Genomic DNA, 16,741 nt, shown 5'->3' with positions numbered 1-16,741 from the left:
TTTCTATAATTTAGCTTATTTACAATGCAATAGGGGAACTAGTGTCAGACACTTTAGGCATCTGACCTGCAACTCCAACTTGCTTTTTATCCAAGCCAATGCAATGAAGCAGAGCATCAAGCACCTTCATTTTTTTCTCATTAATGGCATTCATATCAAGCAATTTATCGTTAATAGTTACTGTTGGAGTTGTCATAGATCCTTTATTTGAACCGCTGACATTCCACAATTCCTTACGATCAGGAGTGTATTTATTAACTAGCAGCTGCCACTTCAAATATTGGCGGTTAAAAGCTTTACTTGCAATTTCGTTTGGAATTCCAGATTTCTTAGCCAGTTTAATCAATTCTTTATTGCTTACAGGCTTATATCCCTCGCCTTCTTCCGGCTGGAATTTTTCGTTAAAAATACCATTGATAAACTGAAGCAAATGCTTTGGATCGTTATCATATGAAGCGATATAAGCAATAGCACTAGAAACACGAGTCGAGTAATGGTCAGTAGAAAGTCCATCCAAGAATGACATTGGGTGAAGTTCTAGGTTAATTTGACCTGCTTCAACCATTTTAATTAAAGTTTCATCAACAGTACGATTAAAGTTTCCACAGCCAGGGCACAAAGGATCAAAATAAGTAGCAACTGTAGGAGCACCAGCAGCTTGCTTGCCGTACCCATCCTTGCTAAGAAGAATTCCATTCTTAGAATTAACACCGCTTGGACGAATACTTGGATCAATATTATCCAAATTATGATTAGATTTTGCAGATTGCTCTACTTTTTTCTGAGGCTGAACGTAAGCTGCCTGATACGCAGTAATGCCTACAGCAGCCAACATAGCCGCAACAATAATTACTACAATAACGCCGATAATTGCTTGCTGACGACGCTCACGCGCGGCACGTTCGCGATTTTCTATGGTTCTTTGTAGGCGAGTAGCAGATGAATCTCCCTGCTTATTATCACGCATCTGAATTTTAGGCATTGTTATCCTTCAACCCTTTATTTCGCATGCTAAGACTAGTTCCTAGCAGCATTCTTGCTAATGAAATAATAACCTCACCACAGTTTAGTAGATGGCATCAACGGAAAATACACATTACGTATCGTACTATTTTTATTTTTCAAATGATTTTCCAGAATAAAATAACGCACCTAATCCTAAACGGAATTTTGTAGTCCATTTAACTACAGCAAAAACAACCCATGCAACAATAAATCCTAGAGTATATCCAAATGCAGTATTTGAAAAAATATTAGGTGAGTAAGCTGGCAAAAGAATACGCAAGGATCCAACATCTATAGAAAGTAATTCAGGATTATCACCACAGAGAAATGGATATATAACAGCTCCAATACCTCCAGAAATCACAATAGTTATAACTCGTGGAAGCATGTAGACGAATCCTCGAATAATATGCCATGGCAAAGTTGCAATACGCACTACAGAATCATGACGAGGAATTATTCCATCGTTAAGTTGCCATCTTCGCAAGCTTGATGAAATACTGTAGCCGGATGTTGCACTAATCCACATAAAAACCATCGCAAAACCAATAGAATCGAGAATGCTTAAGCAAGCAATGGCTAAATGAAGAATTATACAAATCAGCAGTATCCATGTTCCTTTACGCACATAATCATGTTGATTAAGAGTATGATCTACAGAAGGCACTTCATCACTTTTAACATGAAGGGAATCGCCTGCTTCATTTTCAATATTGTCATTATCAAAAACGTTATTAGAGGCATGAATAAGTTTTGAAGATTGTGCAATACGTGAATTGTTTGAATTGTCGTTTTGTATATGCTGTAAATCGACATCGTTTAACGCATTAATTCGTGTTTTTTCATCTACACAAAATGTTTTATCGTCTTCACTATCTAATGAATGCGGCATAACAGTAGTAGAACGAACAGTTACGGTTGGCGTTTCTCCATCAGAGTTAAGATTTGTTATGCCAGCTGTACCAGCTGCATCGCAGGTACGAGAATTTGTTAGTATAGCAGTTTTTTCTTTTGTTTCACGACTCGTTTCACGCCACATTTTACGCATAGTTATGTTAGTGGCATTACGGTCAAAAGGGCGGTTCACCTCCGGCCAGGCTAAAGGATCCATAGCATCTTGACTAATTGCATTTTCTAAATCAGATAGCATGCAACGCTGTTCTCGAATCGGATTCAACGCCTTACGAAAAGCAGCCATTGTTCTAGGAGGCAACCCAGTTAAATCTGCATTGCCTGAGGCAGCACGCTCCAAAACCGCCATCATAGGCTTTGTGCCAAAAACAGGCTTACCGGTAGCCGCAAATGCAAGCACAGCAGCAACAGACCACCAATCTGTAAGTTCATCTGAATCTCCGCCTTCAATAATTTCTGGAGCAATAAAACCAGGAGTGCCCATCACTAATCCCGTGCGAGTAACATGGCTTTCACCTTCACCCATCGCAATACCAAAATCTACTAATACTGGTCCAGTAGCAGAAATCATTACATTAGTTGGTTTAATATCGCGATGAACAATACCGGCTTCATGAACTGCCTTAACAGCTTCAATAAGCTTATGCGCAAGACGCTCTAAATCATCTGCAATATAGGGCCCATTCTCATCCACGTCTTCGCGCAAATTATGTCCTTCAATCAATTCTGTCACAATAAAAGCGATTGAAGCATCTAATTCCATATCCACTATCGCGCAAACACCTGGATGATGAATCCTCTGCAAAGCCAAAGCTTCACGTTTTAAACGCATTCGAGCACGTTCCTGCTCAGAATCCTCATCTTCACTCTGTTTTGTACGAACAGAAGCACGTAATATTTTCATAGCATATTGATTGCCGCCATCGTCATTAACGCGCCAAACTGACCCCATTGCGCCGCCGCCAAGCCTAGAAATAAGCGTGTATCCGCCTACATTATTCCCTGGCTGCAAATCGAACATGCTTGTATCTTCCATACTGCATTATGTTAATGCCTTATATTGCCAAATACACAAATATAAACAACAAAAAACACGCCGTTTCTATATTCAACATCGCCGTAATTTTGTAATGACGTGGCATATGGTACACTAATCAATTGTTCTACTTAGCATGATTTGTTATGCTAACGAGAAAACATCGCCTCCTTAGCTCAGATGGCCAGAGCGGCCGCCTTGTAAGCGGCAGGTCGCCGGTTCGATCCCGGCAGGAGGCTCCATTTTTATTCCACTCGTTTCGTGAGTATTTCTTATTTTTTGTTCACATATTCCAGAACTATAGTTTTGTTATCTTTCGTATCACATATAATGACGTGAAATGATTAAAGCAGAGGGGATAGTGGCTAATTAACTATTCAAAAATAGARAAGATTTCTATTTTTCATATACAGTGCCAAATTATGGCGTATTATGAAAATAACAAATCTATATCTGCGCACATGATCATCTTTATAACAAAACTTTTCGCGAGTAAGAACTCGGGAACCTTCCCCCAACTCAGGGTTTCCGAGGTGAGAGTGGAGCGTCCCCCAACCAGCTCCACCTCATAGGGGGCGGGAATATCCCCTTCTCTCCCGCCCCCACTTTTATTTTGTTTTGCACTCAATTTTGAATGCAAAACTGAAGGTATAATAGAAAAGTTAGCATTATTGCGAAGGGAGTGATTGTATGGCACGTCGATGGACGCCTAGACGATTAATAGTGATGCGTCGTGCAAGAATAATCGCCTGCGTTTTATCTATATCACTCACAGCAACAAGCTTGTTTATATTTACAGCTAAAAAATCTGTTGCAATGATCGTAAATGGAAAAACGCGTATTGTAAGCACTTATTCAACAAATCCAATACGTTTACTGGAAGAACAACACGTACCAGTAAAAACTCACGATCAAATTATTTCTTCTTCTGGAGATATTCTCACAAATCATTCTACTGTAACAGTTCGCAGTGCTTATCAAACTTCTATCACTGTAGATGGAGTAACTATACCGTTCTGGACTGTTGCAACTAGTGTCGATCAATTAATCGGCTTTTTTAAAGCTAATGCTAAGAACGCTTCACGAATTACAGTAAATTTGCAAAATATTTACGATAAACTAACTTGCGGCTTATCGATTAATAAAAAAGGTCCAATTAGCGTTATCGCTGACGGGAAAACACGCGTTGTGCAAAATGGAGACTTACCTGCGAGCGCAATTCTTGATTCTCAAGGTATAGTGCTCGGCAAGGAAGATCGCGTAAGCGTAGAAGAAGATGATGGAAATACTGTTTTACGTGTTTCTCGAGTTACTCATGGCAAAGAAACTCGTACAGTTTCATTACCTTTTGCCACACAAACTGTAGTAGATCCTAAACTTCCAGCAAATTCTCGCGTTGTACAACAAGTTGGCGTGAATGGTGAGCGGGAAGATGTTTATAACGTTACATACGTAGATGGCAAAGCAGAAAGCGCAACTCTAGTTTCGCAAAATTTGGTAAAGCCTGCAGTTAATCAAGTTATTGCTGTAGGTAAGGCTGCTCCCGCACCAATTCACAAAAATAATACAAATACACAAAAGTCAAAACAATCCAAACAACAAACAAACGCTCAACACAAAAAGCAGAATACTGAGCAGCCTGCAAAACAGGAGAAGAAAAACAGCCAACAGCAAACTCAACAACAAACCGCATCTGCAGCTCCCGCACCTGCAGCTAATCCACCTGCACCCGCTCCAAGCTCTAATCCCGATAGCCTTGTACATGCTACTCCAGAACAAGCTAAACTATTCGCTCAGGGCGCAGCTGCGCAAATGGGTTGGACCGGTAAAGAATGGGAAGATCTTTTATGGTTATGGAATAGGGAATCTGGATGGAGATGGAACGCAGAAAATCCTAGCTCACACGCTTATGGCATTCCTCAAGCTCTTCCTGGAAATAAAATGAGCAGTGCAGGAGCTAATTGGCATGAAGATGCCGCAATACAAATTAGCTGGGGTCTAAGTTACATTAAGAGCAAATATAAAACACCTAGTGGAGCAGTAAAGCATTCGCGCGAAATTGGCTGGTATTAAAAGGCAGCAGCGTGTTTTAACGCACTTTGGCGCAACGGATTAATTGTTACGAAATTTGGACGGTAAAACTTTGACAGAAATCAGCATTGAAAATGAAGGTCAGCTTTTAGGTGCAGCAGATATTAGACGTATTGCTGCCGAGGAAGGCATTACTCCTACCAAAAAGTTTGGTCAAAATTTCGTTATTGATCCTGGTACAGTGCGAAAAATAGTAGCGGCAGCTGAAGTTAAATCTGGCGATATCGTTATGGAAGTAGGGCCTGGTCTTGGTTCTCTTACTCTTGCAATATTGCAAACAGGAGCACAGCTTACTGCAGTAGAAATAGACCCTCCGCTAGCTCGACGATTGCCGCATACTGTAGAAGAATTTATGCCTCAATCAATGCAAAAATTTAACGTCATTCTAAAAGACGCTTTGACAGTAAATGCCGATGATGTTCCACAGATTGCGCAGGCTAAACAATTTACTCTTGTTGCAAACCTGCCATACAACGTTGCGACGCCTATTATTCTTACTTTGCTAGAAAAATTTAGTAACTTACAGAATTTTCTAGTTATGGTTCAAAAAGAGGTAGCAGATCGTTTATGCGCACAACCTGGGAATAAAGTATATGGCACACCAAGTGTTAAGTTGGCGTGGTACGGCAAAGCCCAACGCGCAGGGCTTATCGGTCGTAATGTATTTTGGCCATCGCCAAACGTTGATTCAGCATTAGTTTCTTTTACTCGCAATTGCACAGGTAAAGGTGACAATAATGAACGTGAGGGAGTATTCGCTTTCATTGATGCCGCCTTCCAGCAACGACGTAAGACATTGCACGCAGCTCTTAAAAATCAAGTTCCAGAAGAAGCATATAAAAATTCTGGAATTGACCCAACTAGACGCGGCGAGACGCTTACTTGCGATGAATTTATTGCTTTATATCGCGCATGCAAAGATTGTAAATTATAAATAAAACGCATATTTATTCGTTGAATAAATATGCAAAATAAAATATTACGCAATGAAATATTACGTATATTCTGCAGCTTGTGTAAACTTGCTGCTAACAAAGTTACAAACCACAGATCGGAAGTGAACATGACGCAAGAATACGACGAACGTATTGCTCGTAAAGCTTTCATGTATCAAAGAAAAAGATCTGTACTCACTACAGTGGGCGTAGGCTTGGGCGTCACTTTTATATTTGCTTTACTTGTGCAATTCCACGCTTTTGGCATAAATTCTGTGCGTGCTCCAAAAGATAACCCAAATTACGGCGTTCCAGCTCCATGCGCAATAATAGGAAAAGAAGGAGCCAAAGCCCCTTACGTAGATAATAGAGCTGTAGCAATCAGAGTTCTCAACGGCACAAAGTTCCGCGGCCTTGCTCGCGCGGTTGGCGAAGCTTTAAACGCTCGCGGATTTAACTTAACAGAAGTTAACAATAACAAATCCAGTAACATTAAACGAACAATCATTTACTTTGGAAAAAACGCTATTAATGAAGCTTATACAGTAAACGCTAATTTTACCGATGCAATTATGCGAATGGATGATAGAAAAGATAAGCTCGTCGATATTGTGCTTGGCTCTACTTTTAATAATCTTCGCCCTAAAGTAGATGTTCCAGCAGCAGGCGCAACAATACATGAAGTGCAAGGATGTATAAGAGCTGATCTTATGAAAAACATTCCTAAGGCAGATCAGCATAAGGAAGTTAAATAAAAAAAGTAGCAGTAAAATATTTTATACTGCTACTCTTTATTTAAGTGAAGAAACTTTTACTTTTTGTACGTTTCCTCATACCATCGCTGTAATTCTTCTACAGCAATATCATGGTCTACCGGACCATTATCGAGACGATAATCAAGCATATGCTTATAAGCCTCACCAACTGTTGGACCTGGTTGCAAATGCAATAATTGCATTATTTCATTACCGTCTACATCAGGTCTAATAGCGTTAAAATCTTCCTGCTTTTTAAGCTCCTTTACGCGCTCTTCCATCTCGTCCATCGCATGCTCAAACATTAACGATTTGCGACGATTCTGAGTGGTTGCATCTGCTCTAGTAAGTCGGTTCAACCGCTCATACAGATGTCCTGAATCTTTTACGTAACGACGAACTGCAGAATCAGTCCACGGTTCATCAACATACCCATGAAAACGCAAATGCAAATTCACTAATTCAGTAACATCTTCGATAAGATGATGATCAAAATGCAGTGCTTTCAAACGTTTACGAGTCATTTTTGCGCCAACAACATCATGGTGGTGGAAACTAACTTTCCCTCCATCTTCAAATTTTCGAGTTTTTGGCTTCCCAATATCATGCAATAAAGCAGCTAGACGCAACGTTAAATCTGGAGACGGCACTGGACCTTCCTGATCTGTTTCCAAAGCTATAGCGCGCTCAAGAACCATCATTGTGTGTTCAAAAACGTCCTTATGACGATGATGCTCGTCAATTTCAAGCTGTAAAGCTGGAATCTCCGGAAGAACACGCTGAGCTATACCAGATTCAACAAGAGCTTCTAATCCTTTACGAGGTCTGTCCGAAAGTAACATTTTAGTAATTTCGTCGCGAATTCTTTCAGCAGAAACAATATCTAACCTATCTGCCATGTCCACAATCGCTTCAGCAGTATTTGCTTCGATACTAAACCCAAGTTGCGCAACAAAACGAACTGCACGCATCATACGCAAAGGATCGTCATCAAAAGATTGACGAGGATCAACCGGGGTTCGCAACACGCCTTTAGCTAAATCACTAGCACCGCCAAAAGGATCTACAAACTGTAAATCTGGCACGCGCAACGCCATTGCGTTGACAGTAAAATCACGCCTAGAAAGATCACCTTCTAAAGTATCGCCATATTGCACTTCAGGTTTACGAGAATCTGGATCGTACACATCAGAACGGTATGTAGTAATTTCAACTTTTACTTCTGTACCATCAGCACGTCGACGCATAGCTCCCAACGTGCCAAATTTGCGACCCATATCCCAAAAACCATCATGTCCCCAACGACGCAAAATAGGTTCAAACTCTTCGGGTCGAGCTGATGTACAAAAATCAAGATCATGCGACACGCGATGCAGTAGCATATCTCTCACAGGACCACCAACTAATGCAAGTTCATAATGACGCTCAGCAAAAAGTCGCCCCAACTCTATAGCTTCAGGCCAAACTTCGAAGTTCTCAGTCACCCTTACCGACACCCTTTCAGCAAAAATCAATCTATATTCCAGCATACCGTTACCCCAATGCACAGCGGATTGAGTAATGTTGACTATATGATTACTCCTGCAGACTTACGACGTACGCTCGCCAAGCTTGCGGATAATCATGCCCAAAATCAAGCTGCTCCTGTTATTACGCCACTTGATTTAGCTAAAATGCATAGAAAAAAGTCTTGCCAGCAAGACAGTTGTGAAGAACAAAATGTTGTTGATATTCCGCTGTTTTCTAAGGATGACAGCACTGCGCAAGACTCAGGATCACCGGAAGATAATCTTCAAAAAACATCTTCTTTCTCAGGCGTATCTCCAGCACTTATGCCACCACGCAGACAGGCAGATACTCCTACAACTTTTGCTTCTTTAGATGCGCAAGACTTGCCAATTATTCGAGAATATTCCGCAGGCGGTTTAGTATTTGACTCTCTCGGGCGTGTCGCAATTATTGCTCGTCATTCAAGAAGCGGACACCTTGAATGGTGTCTACCAAAAGGACATATAGAAAAAGGTGAAACACCCCAAGAAACAGCAGTTCGCGAAATTCATGAGGAAACGGGTATAGTTGGCGAAGTAGTAGATTCGATTGCCACAATCGACTATTGGTTTACAGGCACAACGCATAGAGTACACAAGCTAGTGCACCATTTTGCGTTACGTTACGTAAGTGGCGACTTATCTGTATTAGGAGATCCCGATCACGAAGCAGAAGATGCAATATGGGTGAATTTTAAAGAACTTAATGCAATACTAAGCTATCCAAATGAACGTAAAATTGCATGGCTTTATGCCAAAAAAGCACATAGGCGGTCTAACAGTGAAGAAACTCACGCGTAAACATCAGACCACAAATGCGTCTACTGTTCTAAAGCAGAAGGCACTTTCATACGTATTTTCTTTATTACGAATTACGTTACATACTTGCTTAATTTCTGCACGTTTTATTTTTATATTATTCGTAGTATTTGCAACAATTTTTGCTTTTCCAACAGCAAAATATGCAGGATTAGCAAATTACGCATATGCAAACACGAAAAAAGCAGATTTATCTGACAAAACTTCTACAAGACAAAATAAAAAACAATCTACGTATGAAAATCCGCATAGCAAGGGCATTGAAATAGATATAACTCAAGCAACGCCTGTAGTAACAGATAAAAGCGGATACCACCTTACTGCAACACTAAAAGCCGTAAAAACGGCACTTCCAGAAGGCACTTTACAACTTTCTATAAATTCCAATTACACTTTTGTTTCGCGCACGGACGTGCAAAATTGGTCGCAAGAGGAATCTCTTATACCAACTCCTCAAATTTTAGATTCCGTAAAAACTCCAAGTTTAGCTTCCGGTCACACGTGCACTCTTAGCTTTAACATACCTGCAGATAAACAAGAATTACGTTCCATCCTGAATTGGGGTCCCAAACCATTAAAAATTACGTATTTCTCACAAGATTATTCAAAATACAAATCGATACATTCTTTTTTGACAAGAGCAAATATTGGCATGCACTCAGCTAACTTACCAGCGATGAAACTTACTGCGCTCATGCCAATATTAATTCGTACACAAAACGATTTACGCAATTTTAAAGCTAATAACATTCAACCTAGCGATCATTTAGAAACGTTACTTAGAGCAGACAAAGATAGTATTCACAACATTATTGGGAAAGCTGATTTAGCAAATAAACACTCAAAATTACAAACAATCGCAGATTTAAGCACAATACAAGCATCGCATTTAACACTCAAACCAAGCGCTTATATGCAACAATCTGGTTTTGATATCAGTGCTTATGCAGATGACAATAATGACGATTTGTATAAATCGGCAGGAATTACTAAAGAAAAATGGTCTGCAAAAAATTCGCAATCGCAGAAAAATATTACTAAAGCAAATAATTCAAAACAAACAGACTCAACTAATCATAATTTAAATAAAGCTTATGCATGGCAAACATACGGCAAATGGACTATTCATGCACTAGAGCAAGCAAAACGTAATGGATATGAAACTGTTATTGCAACAGACGAATTTGACAATAATGCTTCACAGTTTGCTGTTAGAAATGGCATATACGATATAGATACGCCTGCAGGGAATGTGCGAGTTTTGTCACCTCAATCAGTGCTTACTCTTCTGGCAAACGGAAAGCCTACAAGCGATAACGCAACAAGCGAACGAACTCAGGCTGGGCGCATTAATCGTTTAGTGGCACAAAGCGCGTTCTACCAAATGGAACAGCCGTATGTTGATAGACATATTCTCATTACTTTTTCGAATAATGCATCTAATTCAAATATTGATGCTGTTATGAACGCATTAGAACAATCTCCTTGGCTGTCGTTAAGCGACTTGCAAACAATGGCAAATACGAAGCAAAATGCCTTGCCTGACTGGAAGAAAAATTCCATAATGCGTGAAATATCTCGCAACAGCTCTATAAGCGAGAATATTACTGAAAAACGACGCTCTTGCCTAAACGATTTGTCACATTCAAGGAAAGACGTTTTACGTTTTACTAAGAATATTCTCGACTATAGTTCCGCTAAGCATCCTCATAATACTGAGGGTGACGCTCAAGCACTTGCAAAACAAACAGCCAAAACAAAAAAACTTATTAACATAAAAGACTTAGAAAAGTATTTATTACGCTTATACGACGATATTTCTTTGCACGAATTTACCAATAATACGATCGAGCAGCAAGATTCAGCCAAAACTACTGCACACAGCAAGAAAAATAACAAGTCTTGTATAAGTAAAAATACTGCTAAGACTTTTGCAAATACACTGATGAATGGCATTCACATAATCCCACCGCATGATATTACTGCCGTAAGCGAAACAGCAAGCATGCCTATTACGATAAGCAACACATACTCTTACCCTGTGCAAGTGTATTTATCTGCAAATACTCATGCTATGGAAATTGTTACACGCCGTAAAACTTTAGTAAAAATTCCAGCTAATAGCGAAACTCAAGTAACTTTACCACTGAGAATCACTACATCAATTCACACAAAAGCTACTTTTGTGCTTGAAGACAATCAGCATCGCGTATTTGCAAAAGAACAAAGCACACTTATTACTAGTACACTGCAAATTAGTGATAAAAGCGGTACGATTATTATAGTATTTGCTTTCATTCTTGGTCTTCTTGGCCTTTGGAGGCAATTCCACCGTAAGAAGGATCCAGACGAATGAGTTCAGTAGGTCGAAATTCTGTAATTATGGCTAGCGGAACAGCCGCATCACGCATTACAGGTCAAATACGTACTATCTTATTAGCAGCAGCCCTTGGAACAACAGGTTTAGCAGCAAACGCATATCAAGCTGGATCTATGATTCCACAGCTAATATATACGCTTGTTTCAGGTGGAATTTTCAACGCTGTATTAGTACCGCAAATTGTTCGCACTCTCGAAAAGAAAAATGCCGAGGAACGCTTAAATAAACTTATTACATTTGCAATTCTTCTGCTTCTCGCGCTAACAGTTCTTATGTCTATAGCAACGCCTGTGCTCACTATGCTATACGCCGGCGGAAGCGCCGAAATGCAAACATTAACATGTTCATTTACTTTATGGTGCATGCCTCAAATTTTCTTTTACGGTATTTATACAGTACTTGGGCAAGTTTTGGCAGCAAAAGAGCATTTTGCCATGTACGCGTGGAGTTCAGTTGCAGCAAATATTATTAGTTGCCTAGGCTTTGGCGTTTTTATCATCATCTTTGGTAAAGCAAATAGGATGCCACTAAGTTTTTGGAATGGCAATACTCTTTTGCTCACTGCAGGATTCTGGACTATTGGCGTAGCAGCACAAGCCTTAGTGTTATTCCTACCTCTTATAAAATGCGGAATACACTACAAGCCAAGTTTTGGTATACGAGATATCGGTTTAAGATCAATGGGCCCTGTTGCTGCATGGAGCATGGGCATTGTTATTGTTACACAAATAGTTGTAATGATTACTACGCATATAACAACAAGCGTCCCATTTGTTGCCGAAAAACGTTTAGGATTAGATCAGTTTGAAGTAGCAGGTAATGCTACTTATCAAAACGCTTACACAATGTTCCTATTGCCCTACTCTTTAGTTGCAGTATCTGTTGCAACAGCAATTTTCCCTAAAATTTCACGCTCCATTGCATCTCACGATTTACATAGCGCGCGCAATGATTTAAGTGAAGCACTCAGGCATGTAAGCATAATTATGTGCTTCTTTACAGTCATTTTTATTGTTATTCCGACACCTATTTCGTTAGCTTTAATACCATCAATAAGTGTTCAAGAAGCAAACCTTATGTCTGCACCTCTAATGATGCTAGCTTTTGGCTTGCCTTTAACTAGTAGCTATTTGATTATTCAACGCACATTCTTTGCTTTTGAAGACGGTAAAAGTCCTTTTATTTTCGCAGCAGCGCAACTTCTTACTGAGCTTTTTGCCTTTGTATGTTGCATTAATGTACTGCCACCTACTTATTGGGTTACAGCTTTAGGCTCATCAGTTTCAATAAGCTACTTCTTGACTTTCCCATCACTTGTTCATATGCTTCGAAATCGTTTCAACAATGACTTAGATGATCGAAATCTTGCAATTACGCATATAAAAATTACTATTGCTTCAATAGTATCTATTGTTGTTGGTCTCTTAGTGAGTAAACCGCTATTGCATGTTTTAAACTTCAATTCCCCACATATGCATGGAATATTAAGGTGGGTATACGCAATACTTATTTGCGCAATAACAACAATTATTATTGCTGTTGTTTATCTGTCAGCACTCTTACTTTTGAAGACCAGAGAACTTGTAGATTTGTCTGCCCCAATAATTAGTAAGCTTGCCCAAAAGATTCCTGCTCTTGCTCCTCTTGCTAAAATTTTTGAAGAAACTGCAAAAAGTCAATCACAGCACGAACAGAAAAATCTTAGAATTCCGCGTAGAATACAATCCGATGCAAAATATCATGATTCTTCTAACAGCAAAAACTTCTAAGAGCGTAGTTTCATATTGAGCTTTTCCTTAAAATATGTGATTATTTGGGAAATTATTTCAATAACAGCAAAATGCTGTACATAACATGACGGCTCACCAGTACAATTATGTGTTAGTAAAAAATGTTAAGTTACTTATTGCACATGCGTAGGAAGATGAGGAACAAATGGAACCTCGGTTAGGAGATATTGTACTAAATCGATACGTACTAGTATCGCTTTTGCGCAACGAAGCAGGCTTGCAAGTATGGCAAGCCAATGACCGCATACTTACGCAGGATTGCCAGCTTTTTATTGTACGAGATTCACGTTTTTTGCCGCAAGTAAATACAATTGCATCAACCTTGGCTTTATCGCATAGCCGCAAGTTTACGCAAGTACTTCAATTACGGCATCATGATTCTGTTGCAATTATTGTTACAGCTTTAGATCGCGGTATTACTATCAATGATTATTTGGCTCTTAAAAAAGCACCTTTAAGCTACGAAGCAATAAGAACTATTGTTGCAGAAACTGCACAAGCTTTAAGCAGATTACTTGCTAGCAATATTACTCACCACGCTGTTTCTAGTGACACTGTTCGCATAAGTTCTTCAGGAATTGAGTTAGCAGATACTCCAGTAAGTCCTCTTTTGGAAGATGTGACTCAAAAAGATGATGATCAAATTCCAAGGCAAAATGTTGAACATATTGCAACTAAGCAACTTGCATCATTGTTATACACTTTGATTACTAGAACTTCTTCTCGAATACAAGCTCGTTTTGATGCGTCTCTTTTGCCAGATAATACTCCTTCAGAATTTAGGATGATTTGCACAAGAAGCCTAGCTTCAAATAAAAATAACAACGTAATACCTATGGCGTCTATTGCAGAATTAGTAGCATTATTAGGTTCATACACGCCTTTATCGAAGCTCACAACAAGAGATATTGTGCTTGATGGTAAAACAAGTGTTGCTTCTATTAGCAATGTTCGACTTCGCGAAGCAAAAGATGATTGTATACTACCTTTGCCTGAAGGTCTTTCACAAAGTGAAGAAGAATTTGATGCACAATTAATGCAAAGAAATAATCAGGATTCTAACGATTTTTCTTCAACTAATTCAGCCAACACTATTTCAAATAATACAAATGGATCCGCTAAGTTAAGTGATAGCTTCAAAAATGCTGGAAGAACATTGGGATCTCTTCTTAAAAGAAGCAATACTAACTCAGATTCTGAAGGCATTGGTAACAATAGTTTTAGTGACGAAACTAACACTAATACAGATATAGATTTTCATGATATTGCAGCAGCAGAAATGGCTAGCATTCTCGCTCCTACAGAACTTGATACAGACGATGCTCTTTTCCCAACATTGTCTGCTTCATATAAACATTTTCCCGATACTGCTACGTCTAAAAATATTTTTGATCACGTTGAAAATACAAGAAATCAAACTTCCAAAAATACTATTAGCGAAACAGGCGTAGTTAGTAGTTTTGATTTTGGGCATCTTCTTACTGAAAATAATCAACACACAGAATTAATCTCAAGACCACAAAACTTAACTTCAGAAGGCGAAGCTACTGGTCGCGTTCCTGTTGTTGATTCTCACGGAAGATTTGTAGCTCCTGGAGAGGAATCAGCAAGAGCACTTAGAGACGAAATAAACAATGACCAAAACGACGATATCCAAGAAAATGGAGCACTTTCTTTGCCGCCAAGCTTCCAGCCTCTGGAACAAACTGCTAATTTGCACAAACAAAAGCAGAATACACAAAATAACAACACTATTGCAGATGCTAAGATTTGGTGGGGTCTTTCAACCAAAGTTATTGTTATCGGGGCTGTTTCGTTACTCCTTGTAGCTGGATTAGCTTTGGCATTACATGGTTTATTTGGCAATCATGAAAGCACAGGTAGCTTCGGAAACAACGGCTCATGGGATAGCACTAGTCTAGAAAATGTTCCGTTTAGTAGCCAAGGTATTCTTCCTCAAGAAAAACAACCTGTTAAGAAAAATATGGGTCGTAAGCAAGTAAAACCTGTGCCTAAGCCTAAAATTCCTACTAATAACGTTGCTTACGAAGCTGATCGTTATCAATTCTTAAGCTTCCCGGCTAATCAAGCTGGATATGGATACTATATTCACTTAACCGAACCACAAACTGTGTATCGCTTCGTTGTTTCGATACGTTCCTCTGGAGGTCACGCATATTTGTTGGCAGATACTAAGGATGATCCAACTAAGGGAACTCAAGTAGCAGAATTTACATTCGATGAAAGCGGAACAACAGATGTAAAACTTAAGAAGATTGTAAAATCTCAAGATTTCATGCTATGGGTTCCAAAAGATAGCATGCCTAAGAACAGTTTGTACATCAATTCTGTAAAACTGTATTGAATCTCTTATAATAAGTGCTTTTAAGGAAATAAGTAATGGAAAATAAACTTCGAAAAGTTATCATAATTGGATCCGGACCTGCAGGATACACTGCTGCAATATATTTGGGTCGCGCTGGGTACAAACCACTTGTTATTGCTGGAGCTCTTACTCCAGGCGGTCAATTGATGAACACAACGGAAGTAGAGAATTATCCAGGATTCCCAGAAGGTATTTTAGGCCCTGACTTAATGGAGTCTATGCAAAAACAAGCTGAAAAATTTGGTGCAGAAATATTGCTGAACGATGTCACTTCTGTAGACTTTAAAAGCGCTATAAAGCTCGTTACTACCGATGACGGTATAACTTATGAGTTCGACGCAGTTATTGTCTCTACGGGCTCGCAAGTGCGCAAATTGGGCGTTCCGGGAGAACTCGAGTACTCCGGCAGAGGTGTATCTTATTGTGCAACTTGCGACGGCTTCTTCTTCCGAGGAAAACCAATTACTGTAGTTGGTGGAGGAGATTCTGCTTTTGAAGAAGCATTGTTCCTCACACGATTTGGTTCTTCTGTTACTTTAATTCACCGCAGAGATGAATTCCGCGCTTCAAAGATTATGGTTGATAGAGCAAAAGAAAACGAAAAAATCAAATTTATTACAAATAGCGTTGTAGATGAAGTGCACGGCAACGATGTAGAAGCTACTTCACTTACTGTTCGCAATGTTATTACAGGAGAAACTCAAGAAGTTGAGTCAGCTGGATTGTTTGTGGCAATTGGTCACACTCCTGCAACAAAGTTCTTAAACGACCAATTAAAACTTAATGAAGATGGAACAATTGTTGTTGATGGTGCAACTACTCGCACTTCTGTTGAAGGCGTTTTTGCTGCGGGAGATGTTGTCGACAACATGTATCGTCAAGCAATTTCTGCAGCAGGAATGGGATGCAGAGCAGCTCTTGATGCTCAAACTTATCTTAACGAAAAATACGCTTAAATCTTACTCATTACACAAAGGCTTACTAAAAGTAAAAGCATAAATACAATTAAATTTACGTGTGACATTACAGTCTAAGCTATTATATTGTAGACAAATGTCACACGTATTTTATTAAAACTACTATTC

The 16,741-nt window shown here is 39.3% G+C and carries 11 protein-coding genes and 1 tRNA gene; 9 read left to right on the top strand and 3 right to left on the bottom strand.

All coding sequences use genetic code 11. The annotated features are described in order from the left end of the window. Window positions 1–19 precede the first annotated feature (19 nt). Window positions 20–982 (bottom strand): thioredoxin domain-containing protein, encoded by a 963-nt coding sequence (locus A5295_RS01265; protein WP_004105824.1) that lies wholly within the window; start codon window positions 980–982, stop codon window positions 20–22. A 132-nt stretch (window positions 983–1,114) separates the two neighbouring features. Further along, window positions 1,115–2,953, bottom strand: coding sequence for a serine/threonine-protein kinase (locus A5295_RS01260; protein WP_064621507.1), 1,839 nt, complete (start codon window positions 2,951–2,953; stop codon window positions 1,115–1,117). Between the two features lie 165 nt (window positions 2,954–3,118). On the opposite strand from A5295_RS01260, the gene A5295_RS01255 reads away from it, so the two are divergent. The 4 genes from A5295_RS01255 (at window position 3,119) to A5295_RS01235 (ending at window position 6,734) form a co-directional block, all read left to right on the top strand. Then, a tRNA-Thr gene (locus tag A5295_RS01255) sits at window positions 3,119–3,195 on the top strand. Between the two features lie 448 nt (window positions 3,196–3,643). Beyond that, window positions 3,644–5,026, top strand: a complete 1,383-nt coding sequence (locus tag A5295_RS01245; protein WP_064621506.1) for a G5 domain-containing protein — start codon at window positions 3,644–3,646, stop codon at window positions 5,024–5,026. A gap of 55 nt (window positions 5,027–5,081) precedes the next feature. Beyond that, entirely contained in the window at window positions 5,082–5,978 is an 897-nt protein-coding gene (gene rsmA / locus A5295_RS01240; protein ID WP_004110171.1) for a 16S rRNA (adenine(1518)-N(6)/adenine(1519)-N(6))-dimethyltransferase RsmA, read from the top strand. 129 nt (window positions 5,979–6,107) lie between these two features. After that, window positions 6,108–6,734 carry a LytR C-terminal domain-containing protein gene (locus A5295_RS01235; RefSeq protein ID WP_004110176.1) on the top strand — a complete coding sequence of 209 codons (627 nt, stop codon included), beginning with the start codon at window positions 6,108–6,110 and terminating at the stop codon, window positions 6,732–6,734. 56 nt (window positions 6,735–6,790) lie between these two features. Here the strand turns inward: A5295_RS01235 and A5295_RS01230 are convergent, their stop codons facing one another. Further along, complete coding sequence (locus A5295_RS01230) at window positions 6,791–8,263, bottom strand: CCA tRNA nucleotidyltransferase (protein ID WP_049762339.1); 1,473 nt, start codon at window positions 8,261–8,263, stop codon at window positions 6,791–6,793. 42 nt (window positions 8,264–8,305) lie between these two features. Here A5295_RS01230 and A5295_RS01225 point away from each other — a divergent pair, with 42 nt between their 5' ends. The 5 genes from A5295_RS01225 (at window position 8,306) to trxB (ending at window position 16,612) form a co-directional block, all read left to right on the top strand. Then, entirely contained in the window at window positions 8,306–9,082 is a 777-nt protein-coding gene (locus A5295_RS01225; protein ID WP_004110180.1) for an NUDIX hydrolase, read from the top strand. Next, window positions 9,063–11,456: a DUF6049 family protein gene (locus A5295_RS01220; protein ID WP_231130960.1), complete on the top strand. Its 2,394-nt coding sequence runs from the start codon at window positions 9,063–9,065 to the stop codon at window positions 11,454–11,456. Before A5295_RS01225 ends, A5295_RS01220 begins: the two co-directional genes overlap by 20 nt. Then, window positions 11,453–13,249, top strand: coding sequence for a murein biosynthesis integral membrane protein MurJ (murJ, locus tag A5295_RS01215; RefSeq protein ID WP_064621505.1), 1,797 nt, complete (start codon window positions 11,453–11,455; stop codon window positions 13,247–13,249). The genes A5295_RS01220 and murJ overlap by 4 nt, the downstream gene beginning before the upstream one ends. Window positions 13,250–13,415: 166 nt before the next feature. Continuing rightward, a complete protein-coding gene (locus A5295_RS01210; protein ID WP_064621504.1) occupies window positions 13,416–15,635 on the top strand; it encodes a hypothetical protein in 2,220 nt (739 codons plus the stop codon). 35 nt (window positions 15,636–15,670) lie between these two features. Continuing rightward, complete coding sequence (gene trxB / locus A5295_RS01205) at window positions 15,671–16,612, top strand: thioredoxin-disulfide reductase (protein ID WP_064621503.1); 942 nt, start codon at window positions 15,671–15,673, stop codon at window positions 16,610–16,612. Window positions 16,613–16,741 lie beyond the last annotated feature (129 nt).

This window comes from Gardnerella sp. 26-12 (assembly GCF_001660745.1).
Classification (GTDB): domain Bacteria; phylum Actinomycetota; class Actinomycetes; order Actinomycetales; family Bifidobacteriaceae; genus Bifidobacterium; species Bifidobacterium swidsinskii.
Note: the sequence above shows the minus strand (reverse complement) of the source record. Positions and strands in the feature narration are given on the sequence as shown.

Bases quoted from the DNA above. Each gene is read 5' to 3' on its own strand.
- A5295_RS01210 (WP_064621504.1), top strand. From the start codon at position 13,416: ATGGAACCTCGGTTAGGAGATATTGTACTAAATCGATACGTACTAGTA.
- A5295_RS01260 (WP_064621507.1), bottom strand. From the start codon at position 2,953: ATGGAAGATACAAGCATGTTCGATTTGCAGCCAGGGAATAATGTAGGC.
- murJ (WP_064621505.1), top strand. From the start codon at position 11,453: ATGAGTTCAGTAGGTCGAAATTCTGTAATTATGGCTAGCGGAACAGCC.
- A5295_RS01265 (WP_004105824.1), bottom strand. From the start codon at position 982: ATGCCTAAAATTCAGATGCGTGATAATAAGCAGGGAGATTCATCTGCT.
- A5295_RS01235 (WP_004110176.1), top strand. From the start codon at position 6,108: ATGACGCAAGAATACGACGAACGTATTGCTCGTAAAGCTTTCATGTAT.
- A5295_RS01230 (WP_049762339.1), bottom strand. From the start codon at position 8,263: ATGCTGGAATATAGATTGATTTTTGCTGAAAGGGTGTCGGTAAGGGTG.
- trxB (WP_064621503.1), top strand. From the start codon at position 15,671: ATGGAAAATAAACTTCGAAAAGTTATCATAATTGGATCCGGACCTGCA.
- A5295_RS01225 (WP_004110180.1), top strand. From the start codon at position 8,306: ATGATTACTCCTGCAGACTTACGACGTACGCTCGCCAAGCTTGCGGAT.
- A5295_RS01245 (WP_064621506.1), top strand. From the start codon at position 3,644: ATGGCACGTCGATGGACGCCTAGACGATTAATAGTGATGCGTCGTGCA.